Genomic DNA, 18,352 nt, shown 5'->3' with positions numbered 1-18,352 from the left:
TAAATAACATCACGGCCACCTAAATGGGTGGTCGTCATTTTTATAATCCAAACTTTCACGTGAGATGTACGATGAACAAAAAACTATTATCGGTAAGCATTATTAGCGCGTTCACGCTCGCTTTTGCAACTGGCTGTACAACACAAGAAAAAACAGCACCGGTAGTCAGTGTCGCTGAACAAGCTACGCCTGCTATTAGCGAAATCGACCGCAGTTACTTATTGAGTAGTGACCGCTTAACTGAGGTGGATGGCAATACAATAAATGTTGCATCAGAAGAGCAAGTAGCCGCGCTTAAAGCACAATTTGAAAACCTAAAAGATGGCGACGAAGTTGTTATTCCTAACGGTAAATACGCGAACTTAGGTCAAATAACTATTACCGCGAATGACATTACCGTTAAAGCAGAGCAAGCCGGTTCTGTATGGTTAACTGGCCTAGTTCAGTTTGAACTTAAAGGTGATGACATCACGCTAGATGGCTTAGTCTTTACCGAAGGTGGTCCAAACGAAAGATTTGGCGGCGTTCGAATGATGGGCGACAACAACACTTTACAGAATTCAACCTTTTACTACTTTAACCACGCTTATGAATATCAACCCGATGAGCGTCGTTCTGAATACCCGAGATACCTGTGGGTTTCTCTGTGGGGTAAAGACGGCAAAGTGATCAACAACCGCTTTGAAGGCAAACAAAAGCGCGGTACGTTGATTGGTGTACAGAAAGATGATTCTGCAGACAATCACTTGATTGCTAATAACATCTTCATGGATCAGAAACCGAATCAATTTAATGAATTCGACATCAAAGAGGCGATTCGTTACAACGGCAATAGCTGGGAAGCACTTCGTATTGGTGATTCAAAATCCTCTCAGTGGGATTCCAATTCAAAATTCGTTAATAACTTGATGATCGACATGGATGGCGAGCGCGAGCTTGTCTCAGTTAAGTCGGGTGGCAACACAATTTCTGGTAATACAATTTTTGAAAGTTCTGCTTTGATTTCTTTGCGTCATGGTAAAGGAAGTAGTGTTGAAAATAACATTATTCTAGGTAATAAAAAGAACTTAACTGGTGGCATTCGAATCTATGATGAAGACCATGTTATCCGTAATAACTACATTGCGAATACACGTGGGCGTGACGGTGTGATTGAAGGCAATGCTGACCTACGTGGTGGTATTGTGATTAATACAGGTATCATTGATGTGGCAAACGGCGAAGAGCTAGATCAGTCGGTTAAAGGTAAAGAGCTTAACAAACAGTGGACGCCTAAAAACATCACCATCGAGAACAACTCGTTGGTTGATACACAGTGGGGCATTATCTATGGCAATCAAACTCACCGTGTGAGCCTGTTCAATAATGCCGAAGTTGAAAAGATTTATGCCGGTGTTGATATCGCGTTTAATAATAACGTTGTCGACAATTCAGAGTCTCCAGAGTTTGTCAGTGTTCGCGCAACGGAAGATTACCCGTTAGTGGGTGCAACGTATGACAATGAAACATATGTTGGCCAAGTGACAGCATCTGAGCAGATTTCGAGCTACTCGGTTGAGCTGCCAAAAATGACGGTTGAGAATGGCATTAACGCTTACCAAGGCGAAGGTGCAGACGTGTCTAAACTTGCGGTTGTGACGGCTGAAACAGCGGGTCCAGATTACGTGCTTGTGAATACAACTAAGTAACTTATTGGCTAATGCTAAACGTTAAACGCTTAATGGTTTGAGCTATCAAACAAATTTACGATAGCTGTCTGGGTCATTAAAACTTAAAAAGCCTCAACGGGTAATGCCTGTTGAGGCTTTATCGATCTTACATCGTGACCATCTCAATCTTACGTCGTGACTACTGTTATTTATACTTATGCAGCAGATCCCAAGGAATATTGCACAAGTGATGGTCTTCAGGGAACTGGCTAAGGTGATGCTGGTGGATATCGTCACTGGCGATGTATTTGGTCAATGGCAGGATCTCGAGAGCGATTCGGTCTGCATCATCACGAGATGTAATGTAGCACTCGGCTTCCGTTAGGTGCAGGGCGTTAGTGCTGTAAACACCAGTGCGATACTTCTCACCCACATCGACGCCCTGTTTATTGACGCTGTATGGGTCGATGATCTCAAACAGATGTCCCATCAGAATGGTTACTGAAGTGATGCTTGGGTCAAACTCTATCTGGACACACTCCGCGTAGCCATCATAGTCACTATTATTTGATGTACCGTTTTCTGTTGTATTACTTTTTACGGCATCGATTTGTGTCTGTGCGGAGTTTCCATTCGCACGGCCTGCTTCTGTGCTGATGACACCTGGAACGTATTTGATAAATTCTTGTACACCCCACAAGCAACCGCCCGCCAAATAGATTTGTTCCATACTTACCTTTTACTTCTCTGTGTTTGTTGTTCGTTCGATGCGTGAATCAATATAGTGATATGCACATATAAAAAAGCGTGTATACAAAATAAGTGTGCACATAAAAACAAGTGTTTAGGTATTGTAAACCTGTGCGACTGAACAAACATAAGTCTAATAGGATTTGTGATTATATAAGCTAGTATTGCGTTGTCACCACCCCGAATTTCAAGATTAAGTGAGCGTTAACCAACCATGTTTGATCAAATAAAAGATTTCATCAATCCGAGTAAGAATCCAGACCTCACACAGGCTCAGGAATACCAACGTAAGCATCTGCCGACGCTGTGGCTGTTGGGCAAAACGGGGGCGGGCAAGTCGTCGTTTATTCAAGCGGTCACGGGTGATTCCTCTATTGAAGTGGGGAATGGCTTTGCTCCATGCACTATGACGGCAATGTCGTATGAGTTTCCTCAAATTAAGCCGGTAATGCGATTCCTCGATACCAGAGGGTTGGGTGAGGCGGATTATGATCCTAAAGAGGATCTAGAAGAGATCGGCCAAGCGGGTAATGCGTTAGTCGTGGTGATGAAAGCTGATGAGCCTGAACAGTCTGCCGTACTTACAGCTCTGAAACAGATTAAGAAACAAAAGAAAATTAAACACTTGTTGCTTGTTCATACTGCAGTTTTGTCTTCCAATGAAACAGACCGCGCAAGACAAATTCAATTCAACATCAACCAAGTAGAAACGGTTTGGGGTAAGGGATTGGAATCGGTTGCGGTGGATTTCGAAACGGATGACTTGAGCAATAACAGTGGCTCAGTTTACAACTATGACGTTTTGTTAGAAAAGCTGACCAACATCCTTCCTGTTATTGGAATGATGGTGGTAGACAAAGAGCATTCCACTCAAGAAGAAGCCAACTTTGACCAAGTCGAAAACGAAGTGCTTTGGTACGCGGGAAGCGCAGCGGCGAGCGACCTGATTCCGGGTGTTGGTTTAGTGTCTGTACCTGCGATTCAAGCGAAAATGCTTCACAGTTTGGCGAACCAATATGGGGTTGAATGGAACAAGAGAGTCTTCAGTGAGTTGATAGGCACTTTGGGAAGCAGCTTTGCTTTGCAATACGGAATGAAGCTGGGCACTCGACAGCTGATAAAATTGATTCCGGTTTATGGTCAAACGGTCGGAGCGGTTGCAGCCGCAGCCATGAGTTTCGGTACCAGCTATGGTTTAGGTCGTGCGGCTTGTTTTTACTTCTATCATAAGAACAAAGGCGAAGAAGTCTCTGAAAAAGAGATGCAAAAGATTTACAAAGAATCCCTGAAAAAAGGTAAGGCGGCGTCGGGCTATGAAGAAAATTAGAAACCTATTTCGATTATTGGCCGTTCTGTCTAGTGGACGTTGGGGCATTGCTCTGATTTCGGCCATCTTCCCGAGCATCATCATGATGGCCTTTGGTCTTTTCTTGGCGATCAAATATGGCTACCTATTGGAAATGTCGATTGCCATTGCGGTGAGTACCTTGGTGTTCACCATTCCTTTATTCATTTCTAGTCGCTTTTCGCGTAAACCAACTTATAGAGACTCTTCTTCACATGATGAAAGTGACGTTCAACCTGAAGCCGCAGCATCGCCCAAGAATTCAGACATCAATGATGCGCTGGTTAAAGCGTCTGATGAATGGTCTCAAGCAGAGCTATCAATCTGGAACGCCTCGAAACACCATGTACGACAACAGTTAATGGTCGACATCGAGTGGGGTAATCTCGACCAAACCGGTTTAGAGGTACTTGAGTTCGTCGCCAAAAAGTTTGATAAGAAATCACTCGATTTTTCAATCCCTGAAGGGCTGAAGCTGTTTGAAGAAGTGAGCCGACGATACAAGTTAGTGGTACGGGAACATATACCGGGAATTGAGTATCTTAAGGTTTCCTATATCAAAGCGGGCTACGAAGCCTATGACAAGTACGGTGAGCTAGGGCAGAAGATCGTTAAAGCCGCTATCTGGGGCAATCACCTTAAGAATCTGTATTTGAACCCGCTAAAAGTTGTTTCTGATTTAGGTCGAGAGCAAGCGACATCATCTATGACCAAAGGCGTGGTGGATGACATGCAATACGCCGCGAAACAAGCCTTACTCGATGAGGTGGCCGCGGTAGCGATTGATCTCTATAGCGGTCGATTCAGCATTGAAGATGAAGCATTAAGAGCATCTGATGTTTCTGAAATAGATGAACAACGCTTTGCACCAGAATTAGAGCCAGTAAGAATTGTGCTGGTGGGGCAAACAAGCTCAGGTAAATCGTCACTGATTAATGCGCTCAAGCAAGAGCTCGTTGCCGAGGTGGATGTATTGCCATCAACCGACACTTCAACCGTATACAACGCGTTTGTCGATGACAATGATGTTCGAGTGGTTGATCTTCAAGGGCTGGATGGCAATGCCAAAACCGAAGCTCTGATGCTTAAAGAGATGACCCAAGCCGATGTTGTGCTTTGGGTTCTTAAAGCCAATCAATCGGCTCGTGAACTGGATAAGCAATTGAAGGGCAAGTTTGATGCTTTTTATGACGATCCTAAAAACATCTCACGCAAGAAGCCAATCGTTGTTTCGGTTGTGAATCAGGTCGATCGATTAAAGCCTGTTGATGAGTGGCAGCCTCCGTATGACTTAGAGAACCCAACATCGGCCAAAGCGAAGATCATTGCTCAAGCACTCGAATACAATCATATATTGCTGCAGTCTGATATCGTGTTGCCGCTCGCTATTGCGCCAGAAAAGACGATTTTTGGTTTAGAAGCACTCAAGCAGATGCTAATCGAAGGCATAGCTGATGCTAATAATGTGCAAAGAAACCGCCAACGTTTAGAAGCCATGAAAAGAGGGACGTCGGTTAAAGGCCAACTGAACAAAGTAGTGAAGGCCGGTAAGAAGGTAGCACCAAGTGCACTGAAGGCAGCGACACCAAAACTGGCTGAAATGGCCATCAAGCAAGTTGTGAAGAAAAAGTAAGTCATTCACTGCGAATACGGTTCTGGTGGGGCTTGAGGCTCATCAGAACTTAGCTATTCTAGATCGGCGAGTTTTAGTACTTGGCTTTATTAGATGAGAGCTTTTTAGAAAACAGCCATCTTCGCCCCTTATTAGATAAGTATTGAGTTTAAAAGAGATTCGATATTATTAAGTAACTCAACGAACTAGTTTAATAGTATATAAACTGATGGGATTCACAATTTATATGACACGCTATGGTATTTAATTGCCATTCTAAATATTGATCACATTTATACTTTCTTTCGCTGTATTTATAAAACAATTACACTATATTTAAATTTCGGATCACCTTGATTTCAACGTAGGGATATATTGTGAACATGTATCTGAAATGGCAATCAACCACATGGCTAACCTTGTTAGCTTGGTATACCTTAGATCACCAACTCTCGTTCCGCCTTTCTTCAGAGTAGTACCCTCTAGGCGTCACGCGCCAGCAGAGCTCTTGAGCTTTGCCAATCCTGTTAATTTTATCTTTAAGAAACTTCGTAACCCATGCGGCCGCTATTTGTGTTGTTGTGCATGAAGTTCTTATCTATTCGTTATTATTAATTGGATCCTAATCAATACGTTATTGATTAATAAATTATTTCTAGCTATTAATTTTTCATCGTAATTATCACGAGAGTGATCGTGCGTGAAATTAAATTAATGGTGATGACTCGTGACATTTAAAAATAATGAATTTGGCTTTTCCCGTTTAGGCTGAATTTGTTGAAAGGTACTATTATGGAAAACTTCAAGCATCTACCAGAACCGTTTCGTATTCGCGTTGTAGAGCCAGTAAAAAGAACAACCTCTGCATATCGTGAGCAAGCCATTGTTGACGCGGGCATGAACCCATTCTTACTGGATAGTGATGATGTGTTTATCGATTTACTGACCGACAGTGGTACAGGTTCTATTACTCAGCGTATGCAAGCAGCGATGTTAATGGGGGATGAAGCTTACAGTGGTAGCCGCAGTTACTATGCATTGTCGAATGCGGTTAAGGATATCTTCGGTTACGAGTTGACGATTCCAACACACCAAGGGCGCGGCGCCGAGCAGATCTACATTCCTGTTCTTATCAAGAAGCGTGAAATGGAAAAGGGATTGGATCGCAGTAAAATGGTCGCTTTGTCGAACTACTTCTTCGATACCACGCAAGGCCACACTCAAGTGAACTGTTGTGTAGCGAAAAACGTCTACACCAAAGAAGCGTTCGATACTTCAGTGAATGCCGACTTCAAAGGCAACTTCGACGTTGTGAAACTGGAAGAAGCGATCTTAGAAGCGGGCGCTGTCAACGTTCCTTATATCGTGAGTACCATTACCTGTAACTCGGCTGGTGGACAGCCGGTATCAATCGCGAACTTGAAAGCTGTGTATGACGTGGCTCAGAAGTACGATATTCCAGTGATTATGGATTCTGCACGCTACGCTGAAAATGCCTTTTTCATTCAACAGCGCGAAGCGGGTTATCAAGATTGGACAATCGAGCAAATCACGCGTGAGTCTTACAAATACGCGGATGGTTTAGCGATGTCTGCAAAGAAAGATGCGATGGTGCAAATGGGTGGCTTGTTGTGCTTCAAAGACGATTCTTTCATGGATGTGTACACAGAGTGTCGAACACTGTGTGTAGTTCAAGAGGGCTTCCCAACCTATGGTGGCTTAGAAGGTGGCGCGATGGAGCGTCTTGCGGTTGGCCTGTATGACGGCATGCGTCAAGATTGGTTGGAGTACCGCATTGGCCAGGTTCAATATCTCGTTGATGGATTAGAAGCAATGGGTATCGTGTGTCAGCAAGCCGGCGGACATGCTGCGTTTGTGGATGCGGGTAAACTGCTTCCTCATATTCCGGCTGGTCAGTTCCCAGCACATGCTTTGGCGTGCGAACTCTATAAAGTAGCGGGTATCAGAGCGGTTGAGATTGGTTCATTGCTGCAAGGCCGCGACCCCGCAACAGGTGAACAGCACCCATGCCCTGCGGAGTTATTGCGCCTTACCATTCCTCGCGCTACCTATACACAAACACACATGGATTTCATTATCGAAGCATTTGAGAAAGTAAAAGAGAATGCTGGGAAAGTAAAAGGGCTCGACTTTACCTATGAACCGCCTGTGTTAAGACACTTTACAGCGCGCTTGAAAGAGGTAGAAACCAGTATCAAACAACCTATAAAGAAGAGTAAACCAGAGCTAGAAGAAGCTTAAAGTACAAGGAAATACATTAAGGTCTGTTGAATTTTCGAACTGATTTTTCAGTGAAAGCTAAACAGTCATTAACACAAAGGCTCCTATTGGAGCCTTTGCTTTTTTTGAGCAAGCAGAACTAAAACCGTAGGATTACTATTGTTTTAATACTGAGCTCAGCGTATCAAAAAGCCATTGATTCAATGGAGCATCTTTCTGAGAACGACGGCAACTCATCACATAACTCACATCAATCGTGAGCTTTTCTGGTAAATCAATGCTGCGACACCCTTCTGGCACACTGCCATCTAGGGTGATTCCAAAATAATCGGACTTCAGCACAATATCGTGGATCATTGCGGGGTGATCGGCTTCCACTTTTGGATCGATATGAAATCCGATATTTCGAAGGCGATCGAGAATAGGGTATTTATTGTCATTCCAGCCCGGGGTTTTAAATAAGATGATTGGATAGTTGACGAGCGATTTAAAGCTTTGTGCTTTATGATCTTCTCTCACAAAGAATACGACTTTTCCTTTTCCAATCTCTTTCTGTGAAATGGACTGCGGCAGGCTTTCATCAAAGTAGTGAACGGCTATTGCGTCTTCACCCTCGATGATTCTGTTTTTTACATTAGTGCTCCATCTCTCCAGTGAGAAGCGAACATGCGGGGCTCCTTTACTCAGAGTGAGATAAAGCTTAGAACCAAAGCGCTCCCAAAAAAGTGTATTGGCGTAGATTTTCACATCCCCCTGATAAGATACAGGGCAGAACTCTTGATGCTTTATCGCCTCGACACTGCTTAGTATCTGCTCAAAATTATCAATATTGTTTTCAATAAATGTCGTTGGTTCGAACCCATGCTTGGTTTGAATGAACAGTGGGTCGTCCAGTTGTACTCTTAATTTCGAAAGGTTCTTACTGATCGCCCCTGGGGTTTTTCCTAGCGATTCTGCAACTAAGCCAACATTACGAAGCTCATACATACGTTTGATGACCAAGATATTCTGAATATCGAGATTGATGTCCACAAGCACTCCGAATTGCTTAGATGATAACGATGCTAATCTTTGGCGCAGTGAAAGCCTAAAGATCATCTGACTCTAATATCATAATCATCACTGCCAGTTTTTAAGACAGCACAACGTCAAGATGTGAACTATTTCTTTGATTTATCAACGAGTTTCCATTTAGTAAATATTGGTTTTCCTCGAAAAGCAGATATTCGGTTGTTAAAGTTATTTCAACAAAGAAACACAACAACCAAACAAATATAATATTAAAAAATCATAAGAGGTGATGTATGAAAAAGTTAATCGCACTAGGCTTGATGGCTATCTCAATGAATACTGCTTTTGCTGCTGATGGAACTTATACAGGAACCATCGATATGACAAGAAGCGAGGGTAATCAGGTAAACGCAGAGCGTGTCGAGTCTGACCTTACTCTTGAAGGAAGAAATGAAGCGGCTAATGGTGGAATAAAATTCCAAAAGAACGTTGATCAAGACCAAGCGATTCAGTTGAATGGCCGTCGAGATTAATGTATTAACCTTACGATCATTGTCATAAGAAATGCTGCGCCCTCGGGTGCAGCATTTTTTGTTTTGGGATTTGGAGTGTTTTATAAACCCTAGTGATCTAGCCTTGGCATGTTGTGTAACGTGTGGCATTTTGTTCTCTAACTCTAACTCTAACTCTAACTCTAACTCTAACTCTAACTCTAACTCTAACTCTAACTCTAACTCTAACTCGCAATAAGGTGTTGGTTAAGCATTACAAGCCAGTAAGCGAACGATTCGAAAAGGACAAGGAATGACTCAAAAAGAAACGGGAATGATTCGTCATATTCTACTGATTAAGTTTAAAGAAAACGCAGAGGCTTCAGAGGTTCAAAAACTAAAGATGCTGTTTGAAGCGATGCCAAACAAGGTTGAAGGTGTGACTTCAGTGGAGTGGGGGTTAAATGACAGCCCAGAGAATAAGAACCAAGGTTATACCCATTCCGTTTTAATGACGTTCGCAGATGAAGCGGGGCGTCAAAACTATCTTCCGCACCCAGAGCATGATGCGCTGAAAGATGTATTTCGTCCTTTGTTAGATGACATCATCGTGTTTGATTACTCCCTGTAATTGGTCCTCTCTGCATGCTCCCCAAAGCCTAAAGCCTAAAGCCTAAAGCCAAAGCCTAAAGCCTAAAGCCAAAGCCTAAAGCCAAAGCTAAAAGCCAAAAGCGATAAAAGCGTATATACCTAAAGTTTATTTACACAAGGTATATACGCTGAGTCATCTCGAATAACGAAGCGTTAGGGCTTGTGTGGCAGAGCCCTAACCGAGAAAGCCCTAATCAAGAAAGTACCAACTACTCTGTAGGAGAGATAGTCACCGGGGCGAACGAAGCTACTGCATTTCCGCCGGCACCTGGGTGATCAACATAAGAGGTGTTTTGCATTAAGGTGTAGTACACGTCCACAAAGTCATCATCATTCACTAATACACCATCAGGTATCACATCGATAATCTTGCCAGTAATCTGAGGGATGATCGCATAACCCTGAACTTCAGGATCAGGAATCATCTTCAGTATCTCTTCTGCGGCTTGAACTAAGAGTTTTGCTAGCGCTTTATAGTCTGTTCCATCATCGTGCTCCATTAAGATCATATCCGCAGCTCCCCAGCGGTAGCGAGGCCAGAAAATGACCGTTTGATTTGGATAATAAGTCTGCTTGTCATAATCCAGATAAGGCATTTCTACTAGATCTATTTGTGGCTCTAAGCGGCTTGAATCTACACCTGTCACAATGGCGTAGATTTCAGCTTTGCCAGAGATCCACGGTTCTTGGTCTACAGCCAAACGGATCTTTTTCAACTGAGTGGTATTCAACGGCTCAGGTTCTGACATAGCCATGGAGCGCGTAGCCTTACCAATAAATGTTTGTGTCTTAGTGCTACGGCTTTCATTGTTGCTGCTTGTGTTTTTGGAGCCTGAATTAATTTGTGTTGTTGTACCCAGCTTCTGCATTTCAGCCTGCATTGCCATTAAGCCTGCTTTGAGCTCTTCAGCACCGTTGCTATCGACGACAAATACTGGGACGTCTGGCATTTGGTACACATCGAGTTCATGAACCTGTCCGTACACGTCATACGCTTCAATGTATTGCCAATTCGAATCATCACCTGATGGTTCAAACGCAAATAATGGGCTTTCGCCGTTTTTCCAGGCTTCAATCATCGCTTCATCAGCCATGCGAATTTCTAACACAGAGTCGCTGAATTCGTTGATCCCTTTCATCTTGCGATAACCAAGGTCCGCTTTCTGCATCCTGCTTGAAAATGCAGAGTAGGGCTGAGTAGAGCTCAATTTATCGACAGGCGTGGACAAGTTCTTTTCTGAGATTTGAGCCTTTAGGGAAAGCTCAAGATCGGAATAACGCTCGCTGATTTGTAAAGCCAAAGATTGCTTTTGTGCTGAGGCGTTCTCCGAAAGAGAGCGTGAGTTTACTGTGTCGATATTGTTTGCATAGGACTGGAAGCCAACCACTGTCGTTGCAAGCACCATACTGATAGGAAAAGATGGTCTCATAAATAATCCTTATTTTAGTTTTTATCATTAATAGAGCATTTGCCCTATAAGGATTAACCTATCAGTAACGTGAATGTGTTCAAAAGTTAGTCAGTTATTTTTGTTTCGTTGTGCAGCACAGGATCTCAATTTAAACTGTTTTTATAAAACAACGCCTAAGTAACCTTGATATTTATAAATTAATAAACGTATCAGTAAATAATTTACAATATTATTAACTACACTGGTGTTTCACGAAAAAACCTACTCAAAGTGAGTAGGTTTTTATTTCGCGGTTAACCGCTAGTTCTTCGTTTTATAACCTGTTTAAGAGGCTCGCTCTAACTCAATCTAAACGTAATGTTAGCCCTGAGTAGTTCGAGTATCCGCGCAGTAACACATGATAGGTTACGCCCGGTAGCGCGCTCACACTGCACTGTTCGTTGTTTCCAGCACGATAAGGGCGACAGTCGTAACTTGATGTGGTTGGCTTGCTTCCCGATTTCACATAAAGGTCAGCATCACCTGAGCCGCCAGACATTGAAACCGTCACGTTTGATGCCGAATCAACGGTGAACGTGTAGAAGCTCTCTGAAGATTGATTCCCGCTTAGGTTCGCAATCGGTGTGCCTTTCGTTAATACATTGCCAGTTGGAGGCGTTCCACCACAACTTGCATTAACGCCTACCGTGTTAAAAGCATCTTCAACATCAGCAACCACATAACCCATGTCTGCTGCGGCTTTCGCTACGCCACAAGCACCAGCGTCAAAGGTACTGTTTGCCGTCCAATACAATTGGTTTGCGACCGTGAATATTTCAAAGCCCTTACGTACATTCCAACCCGATTTGTTCGCTAAAAGGTAAAAGGCACGGTTGTAAACACCGCTAGATAAGTGAACGTTCAAACCATCGTAGTATTGAGAGGCATGGTCAATCGATCGACCATCTTTTGAAGGTTGATCGAAGTAACGCAAACCACCTTCAGATTTGAAGATATCGCTACCGACCACCCAATCCACATTGCCACGTAAGTAGTATTCAGCGGCTTCACCCGCAATATCGGAGAACGCTTCATTGATACCGCCTGACATGTTTTGGTACACAAGGCCGGAGTTTTGCTCAGTGAAGCCGTGGCTGACTTCGTGAGCACTCACGTTGATATCGACCAATGGGTAAAAGGTATTTTTTCCATCTCCAAAAGTCATTGATGTACCATTCCAGAAAGCATTTTCATAATCGGTACCGTAATGAACACGCATCGTCAGCTGGAAAGTCAAAGGCGATGTGTTCATCCACTCTTTGTACATATCGAATACGACATTACCAAAATAGTGCGCATCGTTAAGAGGCGAATAAGCCCCGTTAATGTATTTATGATCGGTGTAGTTGGTGCCGTCGGCACAGTTGTAACTGTAGGCTGCGCTGCCGGAGGTTCCGTTCCTCAAATCGACGGTCTTAACTGAATCATTTTCTAACGTACAAGTCGTGCCTGTTTTGTCGATGGGAAAGCTAGGGAAGTCGCTGCCATATTCATATCGAGTGGTTTTGAGGTTGCCACCTGGGCCAGTACCTAATGCTTTAGCGTGGTTTAGTCCATTCCATTTTTGGAGTACATCGCCAGTCGTGGCATCAATAAAGTAGAAAGGGCGCTCTGGCATTGAGGACGCGATAAAGAAATCGACCAGATACACCACTTGGGCGACTTGGTTCTCATCCAATCTCACCATCAGTTTCGCGTTTTTATTTTCAATGGACTTTTTGCCGACGGTAAACGTGCGATGAGCGGACAGTGCGGCTTCTATAGCTTGTTCCTGATTCAACTTCGGTGCGATGCTGGATAGGTCACCACTGATCCCCTGTGCCATGGAACCGAACACTTGAGTGGGTTGGTTCTTGGAAAGGGTGGCCACGACCGAAGTATCAAAGACGGGTAAACCTAAGTGAGTTTGTTGATAGCGGACTTTGGTTTTTCCATTGGGCAGTACCACCCGTTTTACTTCAGAAAAACCCAATTCAAGTGGGGCAACACTCTTCGACTGCGCGACGAGGCTTTGTTGTAGTAATGCATCATTATCGACTCTGACCATTTCTGCAGCGTGTGCATTAAAGCCAAAAGATGTACCTAGAATAGCTGCTATTTTCCAGCTTAGTTGACGTTGTTGGTTCATTTCTCGTTCCTGATTTTAATATAAACTCCTTCTTCCCAACGGCTTTATAGGAAGTCTATATGCAACACGCTAATGCCATGTGTTGCGAATCAAGATTGGAAGAGCATTTGAAATTATGACAAGTTTATCAGGGAGATTTATTTTTAGAGTATGTAATTCAAAGTTTACAAAAGTTCTTATTGATCAAATTGTTTTTATAAAATTAAATTTTATTATTTGTCGTAACTCGATGATAGGGCGGGAGTTATTAAAATCCGCTTTGTTTTAATTTATAGAATGAATTTCTCTAAGTTAATTTCGATATTTCTTTGTTTTTACCTTAACTACAAATGAGTAAATAAGCCTATTTTTGGAAGTGATGATATTGTCTTTATTGTCAATAGCAATCTTGTTTTAACAATACTCTCCAGATAAGTTATCAAGTTTTCTTCATTTAGTTTTTTTAGATAGAAAAATCCTTACATTTCCTTGTTCAATCACAAATCAAGAGTGATAAGTCGTTGTTATAAATAAAGTAAGTCGATTAATATATACGGCATAGGAAGTTAGGGACTTTTGGGATGCAGAATATGAAGAAATCGCTTTTCGCGAACAAGTTTCAAATGCACTATTACTTTGGTGATGATTCACACACCATGGATGCTTTAGTTCGTAATCGTTGTGAAGCTGAAATCATAGCAATACTTACGGAAATTGCTAAAACACTAGATGAAAAAATCCTCATTGAATGTGAAGCACATAGAGAAGGCGGACTGCGTGATATATGGAAATTAACTAATGCTAATGCTGGAGTACTTTCTGTCATTGTCGGTGTTGCAGCTATCGCTGTCCCATTACTCCCTAAATCCGACTCCGAATTAGAGAGGCTACAAAAAGAAGATTTGCGCTTAAGTATCGAAGAGCGCAAGTTAAGGGTTCAGAAGCTTAGGGCTGAGATCAAGACTGATAGTGTTCAGACTGAAACAGTTGCAGAGGTCGCTGAAGTAGTAAATGAAAACTATAAGGTTATCACTCGACGTTCCAATTTATTTAAACACTTAAGTACTTATAACAAAGTTACTAAATTAGGTGTTAATAGTTTATTACCTAATGGGCAGGAGATGAATCCAGAGTTTGAAATTGCTCGCGGCAACTTCAAACGCTTCATATTAAGCTCAAATGTATTACCAGTTGAAACAGTTGAAGAGGCTATCATTGAAATTGTTTCGCCTGTCCTGAAGCGAGGTAATTATAAATGGAAAGGTATTTTTGATGGTGAAGCCATTAGCTTTTCAATGAAAGACCAAATTTTCAAACAAGACGTACATGATGAGCGAATTAGTTTCCAACATGGTTCATCTATAAAGTGTGCTTTGAACATTCATAGTAAATTGGACGAAGTTGGTGAAATAGTAACAACTGGGTATTCAGTAGAGACTGTGCTCGACAATATTAATGGGCGGGAAATCAACCAAACCTCTCAAGGGTTAGCTTATAGGCACAAAAGGACTTTACAAAAAGCGCAAGGAGATCTGTTCGCAAGCTAAATAAAGCCTCTAACAAGCACTTCAAGCTGACAACCAACGCGTGGCACTTTCGTTTTCAGTCAGTTCAGTGCTATGGCGTTTTCTTTTAGCTCTATACTGCGTTGGTTGTAGTTAAAATGGGCGTTAACTGTCTTCATTAGAATAATATGAAAATTAAAGGAAAATTATGAAATCACAAGTTCAAAACTTGTACAGAAGAACCGGTATTACTAAAGAAAGTTGTTTTCAAGCTGCGCGTAGGCTCGATACTCATAATACTTTGTCTTTGTGGTCACTCACTACATTAGCATTTAGCTTGATAGTGATATCTTTAATTACTCAGTTATACGCAGATAATCATTTTATTATTGAGTATGAGCGTTTCTTGGACTTTGCAATAACAACACTTTCAGTTTTTGCTATGGTGATTTCGGTAGTTGTCCAGAAAAGTGACTTCTCGCTCAGATCGGATAACTTTCGTAGACAAGCTATGGAAATTAACGAGTTACGTATATCCTTCCGTCACCTAAAAGACAAAGATTGCGCAACCTCGGAAGAAACTGAAGAACAGCAGGAATTGTATGAAACTAACTCTAAACTTTATTCGGGCATACTTGATAGAAACTTAGTTCATGGTCAGATCGACTACTATGTTTCAGCTACGGCGGGCGTTGAGCATAAGTACCATTTTACTAAGTTAGTAGTGACTCAGTATCTTGGTTATCTGCTAATAATTCTTTCTTCCATTAGCTTGTTAGCATGGTCATGTTGGAATACTTATCTAAATACGATACTAGCTACCTAATAAAGCAATTAAGTTCGTGTCGACTCTTTTAGGGATAAATATAGCATGCGTCCATTCACCGCTTATTTCGGTTTTAGATAGCAAGAGGCAAATTTGAAGTACATAGAAAGAACATTAATTTGGATGCTGTTGGTTTTATCGACATTATTGCTCTTTAAATCCTCTGATGAAAGTGTAATTTCCTTAATTAAAGATACGACACTAGCTCCAGCTTTCTATCAATTTGCAAACGGTAACTCGATAATTTTTAACCTAAGTGTAGGTTACATAGTCAGTGTGATGTTCTACATCATAGTCGTAGTCATTCCGGAGCGTCGAGAAAAGCAAAGCTTAAAAAATGAACTGGGGCAGGCAGTTTCATTTGTATTTGAAGCATTTTTTCATGACAGGCGAGATCTAGGTATTATGTACCATTGGAGTAAGCACATCGTTCATTGCAAGCCGATTGGTGAGCATCTAAAAGTAATCGATAAGTTTAAATCTGATTCGAGTTATGAACGTTTGGATGCAGCAAAAGCAAATATGCTTGTTCAATCAGTTCATGAAGTTGTTCCAACTTTTGAGCAACTCGTGCCTGTAGCTTTTCAAATTTCCCATCGCCATGCAATGCTTTGGCTGAGTATGACTAACTCATTACGTCAGATAGCATCATTATACGAAATTCCTGTAGACGAACGTGATTGGGGGATTTTAGATCTCAACTTAGGAGAATTTGTAGGATATGTAGGTGAATTTTACGAGGTTAGCTAACAAGCGCTTCAAGTAAGATTTTGCAACGCTTGGATTTGTAATGTTTGGTCTTCGTTTAATATTGAACGTGGTGTGTTTCTATTGCATTGGTTGCACCTATTTAGGACGTTATGTGTTTCATGAAATTGGAGGTAGATCTTGTTAGATAAGCTAATTGTTGTGGTATTGGGTGGTCTAGTTGGTTTCTCATTAACCCTCGTAAAGGAATCACTTGCAGCAAGAAAGTCTAAAGCCGCAGAGACGCACTATCTAGCTATTATCGTTACTAGTAGTCTTGAGCGTTTTATTATTGGTTGTCGAGAAGTTGTCACTGATGAAGGCTATGAAGATCAGCAAGGTTTAATGCGTTCAAATTCCCTAATTCCGACGTTCGAACCGCTAGAGTTAGAGGTTGACTGGAAAATACTCCCTCAAGATTTACTCTACAGCTTGTTAAGCCTCCCTCAGTTAATCAACGAAGCTAATGTATATATCTCTGCAACCAGTGAGTACGTGGCGACACCTCCTGATTATGAAGAGTATTTTGAAGCCAGAAAGACGAAGTATGCTTCTTTAGGTATGTTGGCTATTCAAATGTCTGAGCAACTTCGGCTTTTAGGTAACTTGCCTAAACGGAGAATAGAAGAGTGGGGAGATAAACAGGCGTTCCTACTGGCGCTAAAGGAGATCGGAGAAAGAGAGGTTGAACGGTTAGAATCTCGAAAGAGAATGTTCGATTCATTAAAAGCTCAAGAATACGGAAAATAAACTGTTCAGTACTAAGATCCAACGCTTAGTACTATCCATTTAAATCAGTGTTTCTCGATTAATAGAGTATTCTTGCATAGATGATAGCGCTGCTTGCACCTCTATTCATCATCAGTTTCAAGGAGGAAACATGACAAGCGACCAACTATTGGAAAAGGCGCTTTATAGCAGTGCCAGTATCCACCAACCTCATTCTCTAAAAGCTTATTTGGCTGCGAATTATCTGAATGGGTATTTCGCTAAAACAGACAATGTGTGGCTTAAAACGAGTGAGCTGATAGACCAAACTGAGATTGAAGTTTTAGGTGAGTACTCTACAACGCTAAAAGCGCCCAAGTTCTCAGATTTTCGTATTCAAAGGATATTGGATAACGGGGTATACCCAGCGGCGTATGCTGCTTTAACGCAGTGGCATGAGAATAAGGGCTTTCAAGATATCTTCTCGCATTACGTTTCACAGGCTTCTCAAACAAGCGAATACCTTTCCCACAATGTGACTATCCTATTGGCGCTGAACCGTGTTTACAGTGGTTTAGAGCCGTCTCAAGTTCCAGCATTCCTTAACCGCTTCACTGAATTTGTCACATCGACCCGTTCTGACGGCGACCGAAGCGCTGACACAAGTGAAGTCGTAGAGCTCGACAAGGTATTACAAGCATGCTGCAAACAGTTTGGTTTCTTTGGACACAACCTAATTACGCTTACGTGGATATTGCGTTGTAAGGAAGATCTGTCGAAAGAGCAATATGACTCGATGCTTTCTAATCTTTATCGACAGGCCAATAGCCCATTGGAAGATCCTGACGATGAGATTGATCAAGCTATCTTAGCGCAGTGTCAAAGCTCAGATAATTCAAATGAGCTCTATGACAATATCCACCGATTGGTTTTTGGTTATACATCGAATCTACACCAAATAACGCTAGCGGATGCATTGTGCTTTCTTCACGAACAATTCCCTGCACATACATCGGAGCTAAAGCACATTGCCGAGTATCAGTGTCGTCTGTTAGAAAAGTGAGTTTAATTAGGACGTTGCATTTAACTTATGCAACGTTATCAGTCTAGTTAGCGCAGAAATACAACTTACACGCGAATCAGATCTCAAATTGAAAAAAGCGCTACTCGATAATGCAGCTATGTTCTTTATTTCTGAAAGCCAGTCAGGTGCCAAATTTGGCTCACATATTACGGATCTCCCACGCCAAAGCGAACG

At 42.0% G+C, this 18,352-nt stretch carries 15 protein-coding genes; 11 read left to right on the top strand and 4 right to left on the bottom strand.

Features of this window, described 5'->3' with window-relative positions; genetic code table 11:
- Positions 1–71 precede the first annotated feature (71 nt).
- Positions 72–1,688, top strand: a complete 1,617-nt coding sequence (locus tag AC3CHU_RS09270; protein WP_428786107.1) for a polysaccharide lyase 6 family protein — start codon at positions 72–74, stop codon at positions 1,686–1,688.
- Between the two features lie 166 nt (positions 1,689–1,854).
- Here AC3CHU_RS09270 and AC3CHU_RS09265 read toward each other — a convergent pair whose 3' ends face one another.
- On the bottom strand, positions 1,855–2,379 hold the full coding sequence (locus AC3CHU_RS09265; RefSeq protein ID WP_102554452.1) for a peptide-methionine (S)-S-oxide reductase: 525 nt from the start codon (positions 2,377–2,379) through the stop codon (positions 1,855–1,857).
- A gap of 234 nt (positions 2,380–2,613) precedes the next feature.
- Between AC3CHU_RS09265 and AC3CHU_RS09260 the strand changes: the two genes are divergently transcribed.
- From AC3CHU_RS09260 to tnaA, 3 genes are all read left to right on the top strand, one after another.
- Positions 2,614–3,726 carry a YcjF family protein gene (locus AC3CHU_RS09260; RefSeq protein ID WP_146456717.1) on the top strand — a complete coding sequence of 371 codons (1,113 nt, stop codon included), beginning with the start codon at positions 2,614–2,616 and terminating at the stop codon, positions 3,724–3,726.
- Positions 3,713–5,377 carry a GTPase family protein gene (locus AC3CHU_RS09255; RefSeq protein WP_146456719.1) on the top strand — a complete coding sequence of 555 codons (1,665 nt, stop codon included), beginning with the start codon at positions 3,713–3,715 and terminating at the stop codon, positions 5,375–5,377. The genes AC3CHU_RS09260 and AC3CHU_RS09255 overlap by 14 nt, the downstream gene beginning before the upstream one ends.
- A gap of 771 nt (positions 5,378–6,148) precedes the next feature.
- Positions 6,149–7,618: a tryptophanase gene (gene tnaA, locus AC3CHU_RS09250; RefSeq protein WP_146456721.1), complete on the top strand. Its 1,470-nt coding sequence runs from the start codon at positions 6,149–6,151 to the stop codon at positions 7,616–7,618.
- A gap of 135 nt (positions 7,619–7,753) precedes the next feature.
- Here the strand turns inward: tnaA and AC3CHU_RS09245 are convergent, their stop codons facing one another.
- Positions 7,754–8,629, bottom strand: coding sequence for a LysR family transcriptional regulator (locus AC3CHU_RS09245; protein ID WP_146456723.1), 876 nt, complete (start codon positions 8,627–8,629; stop codon positions 7,754–7,756).
- Between the two features lie 272 nt (positions 8,630–8,901).
- Between AC3CHU_RS09245 and AC3CHU_RS09240 the strand changes: the two genes are divergently transcribed.
- Together AC3CHU_RS09240 and AC3CHU_RS09235 are read left to right on the top strand one after the other, a co-directional pair.
- A complete protein-coding gene (locus AC3CHU_RS09240; protein ID WP_146456725.1) occupies positions 8,902–9,141 on the top strand; it encodes a VPA0252 family protein in 240 nt (79 codons plus the stop codon).
- Between the two features lie 271 nt (positions 9,142–9,412).
- A complete protein-coding gene (locus AC3CHU_RS09235) occupies positions 9,413–9,730 on the top strand; it encodes a Dabb family protein (RefSeq protein WP_146456727.1) in 318 nt (105 codons plus the stop codon).
- Positions 9,731–9,959: 229 nt separating this feature from the next.
- On the opposite strand, the gene AC3CHU_RS09230 is transcribed toward AC3CHU_RS09235, so the two are convergent.
- Both AC3CHU_RS09230 and AC3CHU_RS09225 read right to left on the bottom strand, forming a co-directional pair.
- Entirely contained in the window at positions 9,960–11,180 is a 1,221-nt protein-coding gene (locus tag AC3CHU_RS09230; RefSeq protein WP_146456729.1) for a DUF3103 domain-containing protein, read from the bottom strand.
- Positions 11,181–11,505: 325 nt separating this feature from the next.
- Positions 11,506–13,329 (bottom strand): M4 family metallopeptidase, encoded by a 1,824-nt coding sequence (locus AC3CHU_RS09225; RefSeq protein WP_146456731.1) that lies wholly within the window; start codon positions 13,327–13,329, stop codon positions 11,506–11,508.
- A 569-nt stretch (positions 13,330–13,898) separates the two neighbouring features.
- Between AC3CHU_RS09225 and AC3CHU_RS09220 the strand changes: the two genes are divergently transcribed.
- The 5 genes from AC3CHU_RS09220 to AC3CHU_RS09200 all read left to right on the top strand — a co-directional run bounded on the left by AC3CHU_RS09220 (position 13,899) and on the right by AC3CHU_RS09200 (position 18,157).
- Positions 13,899–14,855, top strand: coding sequence for a hypothetical protein (locus tag AC3CHU_RS09220; RefSeq protein ID WP_065104109.1), 957 nt, complete (start codon positions 13,899–13,901; stop codon positions 14,853–14,855).
- A gap of 166 nt (positions 14,856–15,021) precedes the next feature.
- Positions 15,022–15,639: an SLATT domain-containing protein gene (locus AC3CHU_RS09215; protein WP_488524407.1), complete on the top strand. Its 618-nt coding sequence runs from the start codon at positions 15,022–15,024 to the stop codon at positions 15,637–15,639.
- A gap of 93 nt (positions 15,640–15,732) precedes the next feature.
- Positions 15,733–16,389, top strand: a complete 657-nt coding sequence (locus AC3CHU_RS09210; protein ID WP_428786526.1) for a hypothetical protein — start codon at positions 15,733–15,735, stop codon at positions 16,387–16,389.
- Positions 16,390–16,527: 138 nt separating this feature from the next.
- Positions 16,528–17,136, top strand: a complete 609-nt coding sequence (locus tag AC3CHU_RS09205) for a hypothetical protein (RefSeq protein ID WP_229647034.1) — start codon at positions 16,528–16,530, stop codon at positions 17,134–17,136.
- A 130-nt stretch (positions 17,137–17,266) separates the two neighbouring features.
- The gene (locus AC3CHU_RS09200; protein ID WP_488524406.1) at positions 17,267–18,157 is read left to right on the top strand and encodes a hypothetical protein; all 891 of its coding nucleotides are present in this window, start codon (positions 17,267–17,269) and stop codon (positions 18,155–18,157) included.
- Positions 18,158–18,352 lie beyond the last annotated feature (195 nt).

It is taken from the genome of Vibrio sp. QJM3NY_39 (assembly GCF_057785895.1).
This window is presented reverse-complemented; position numbering and strand designations above follow the sequence as displayed.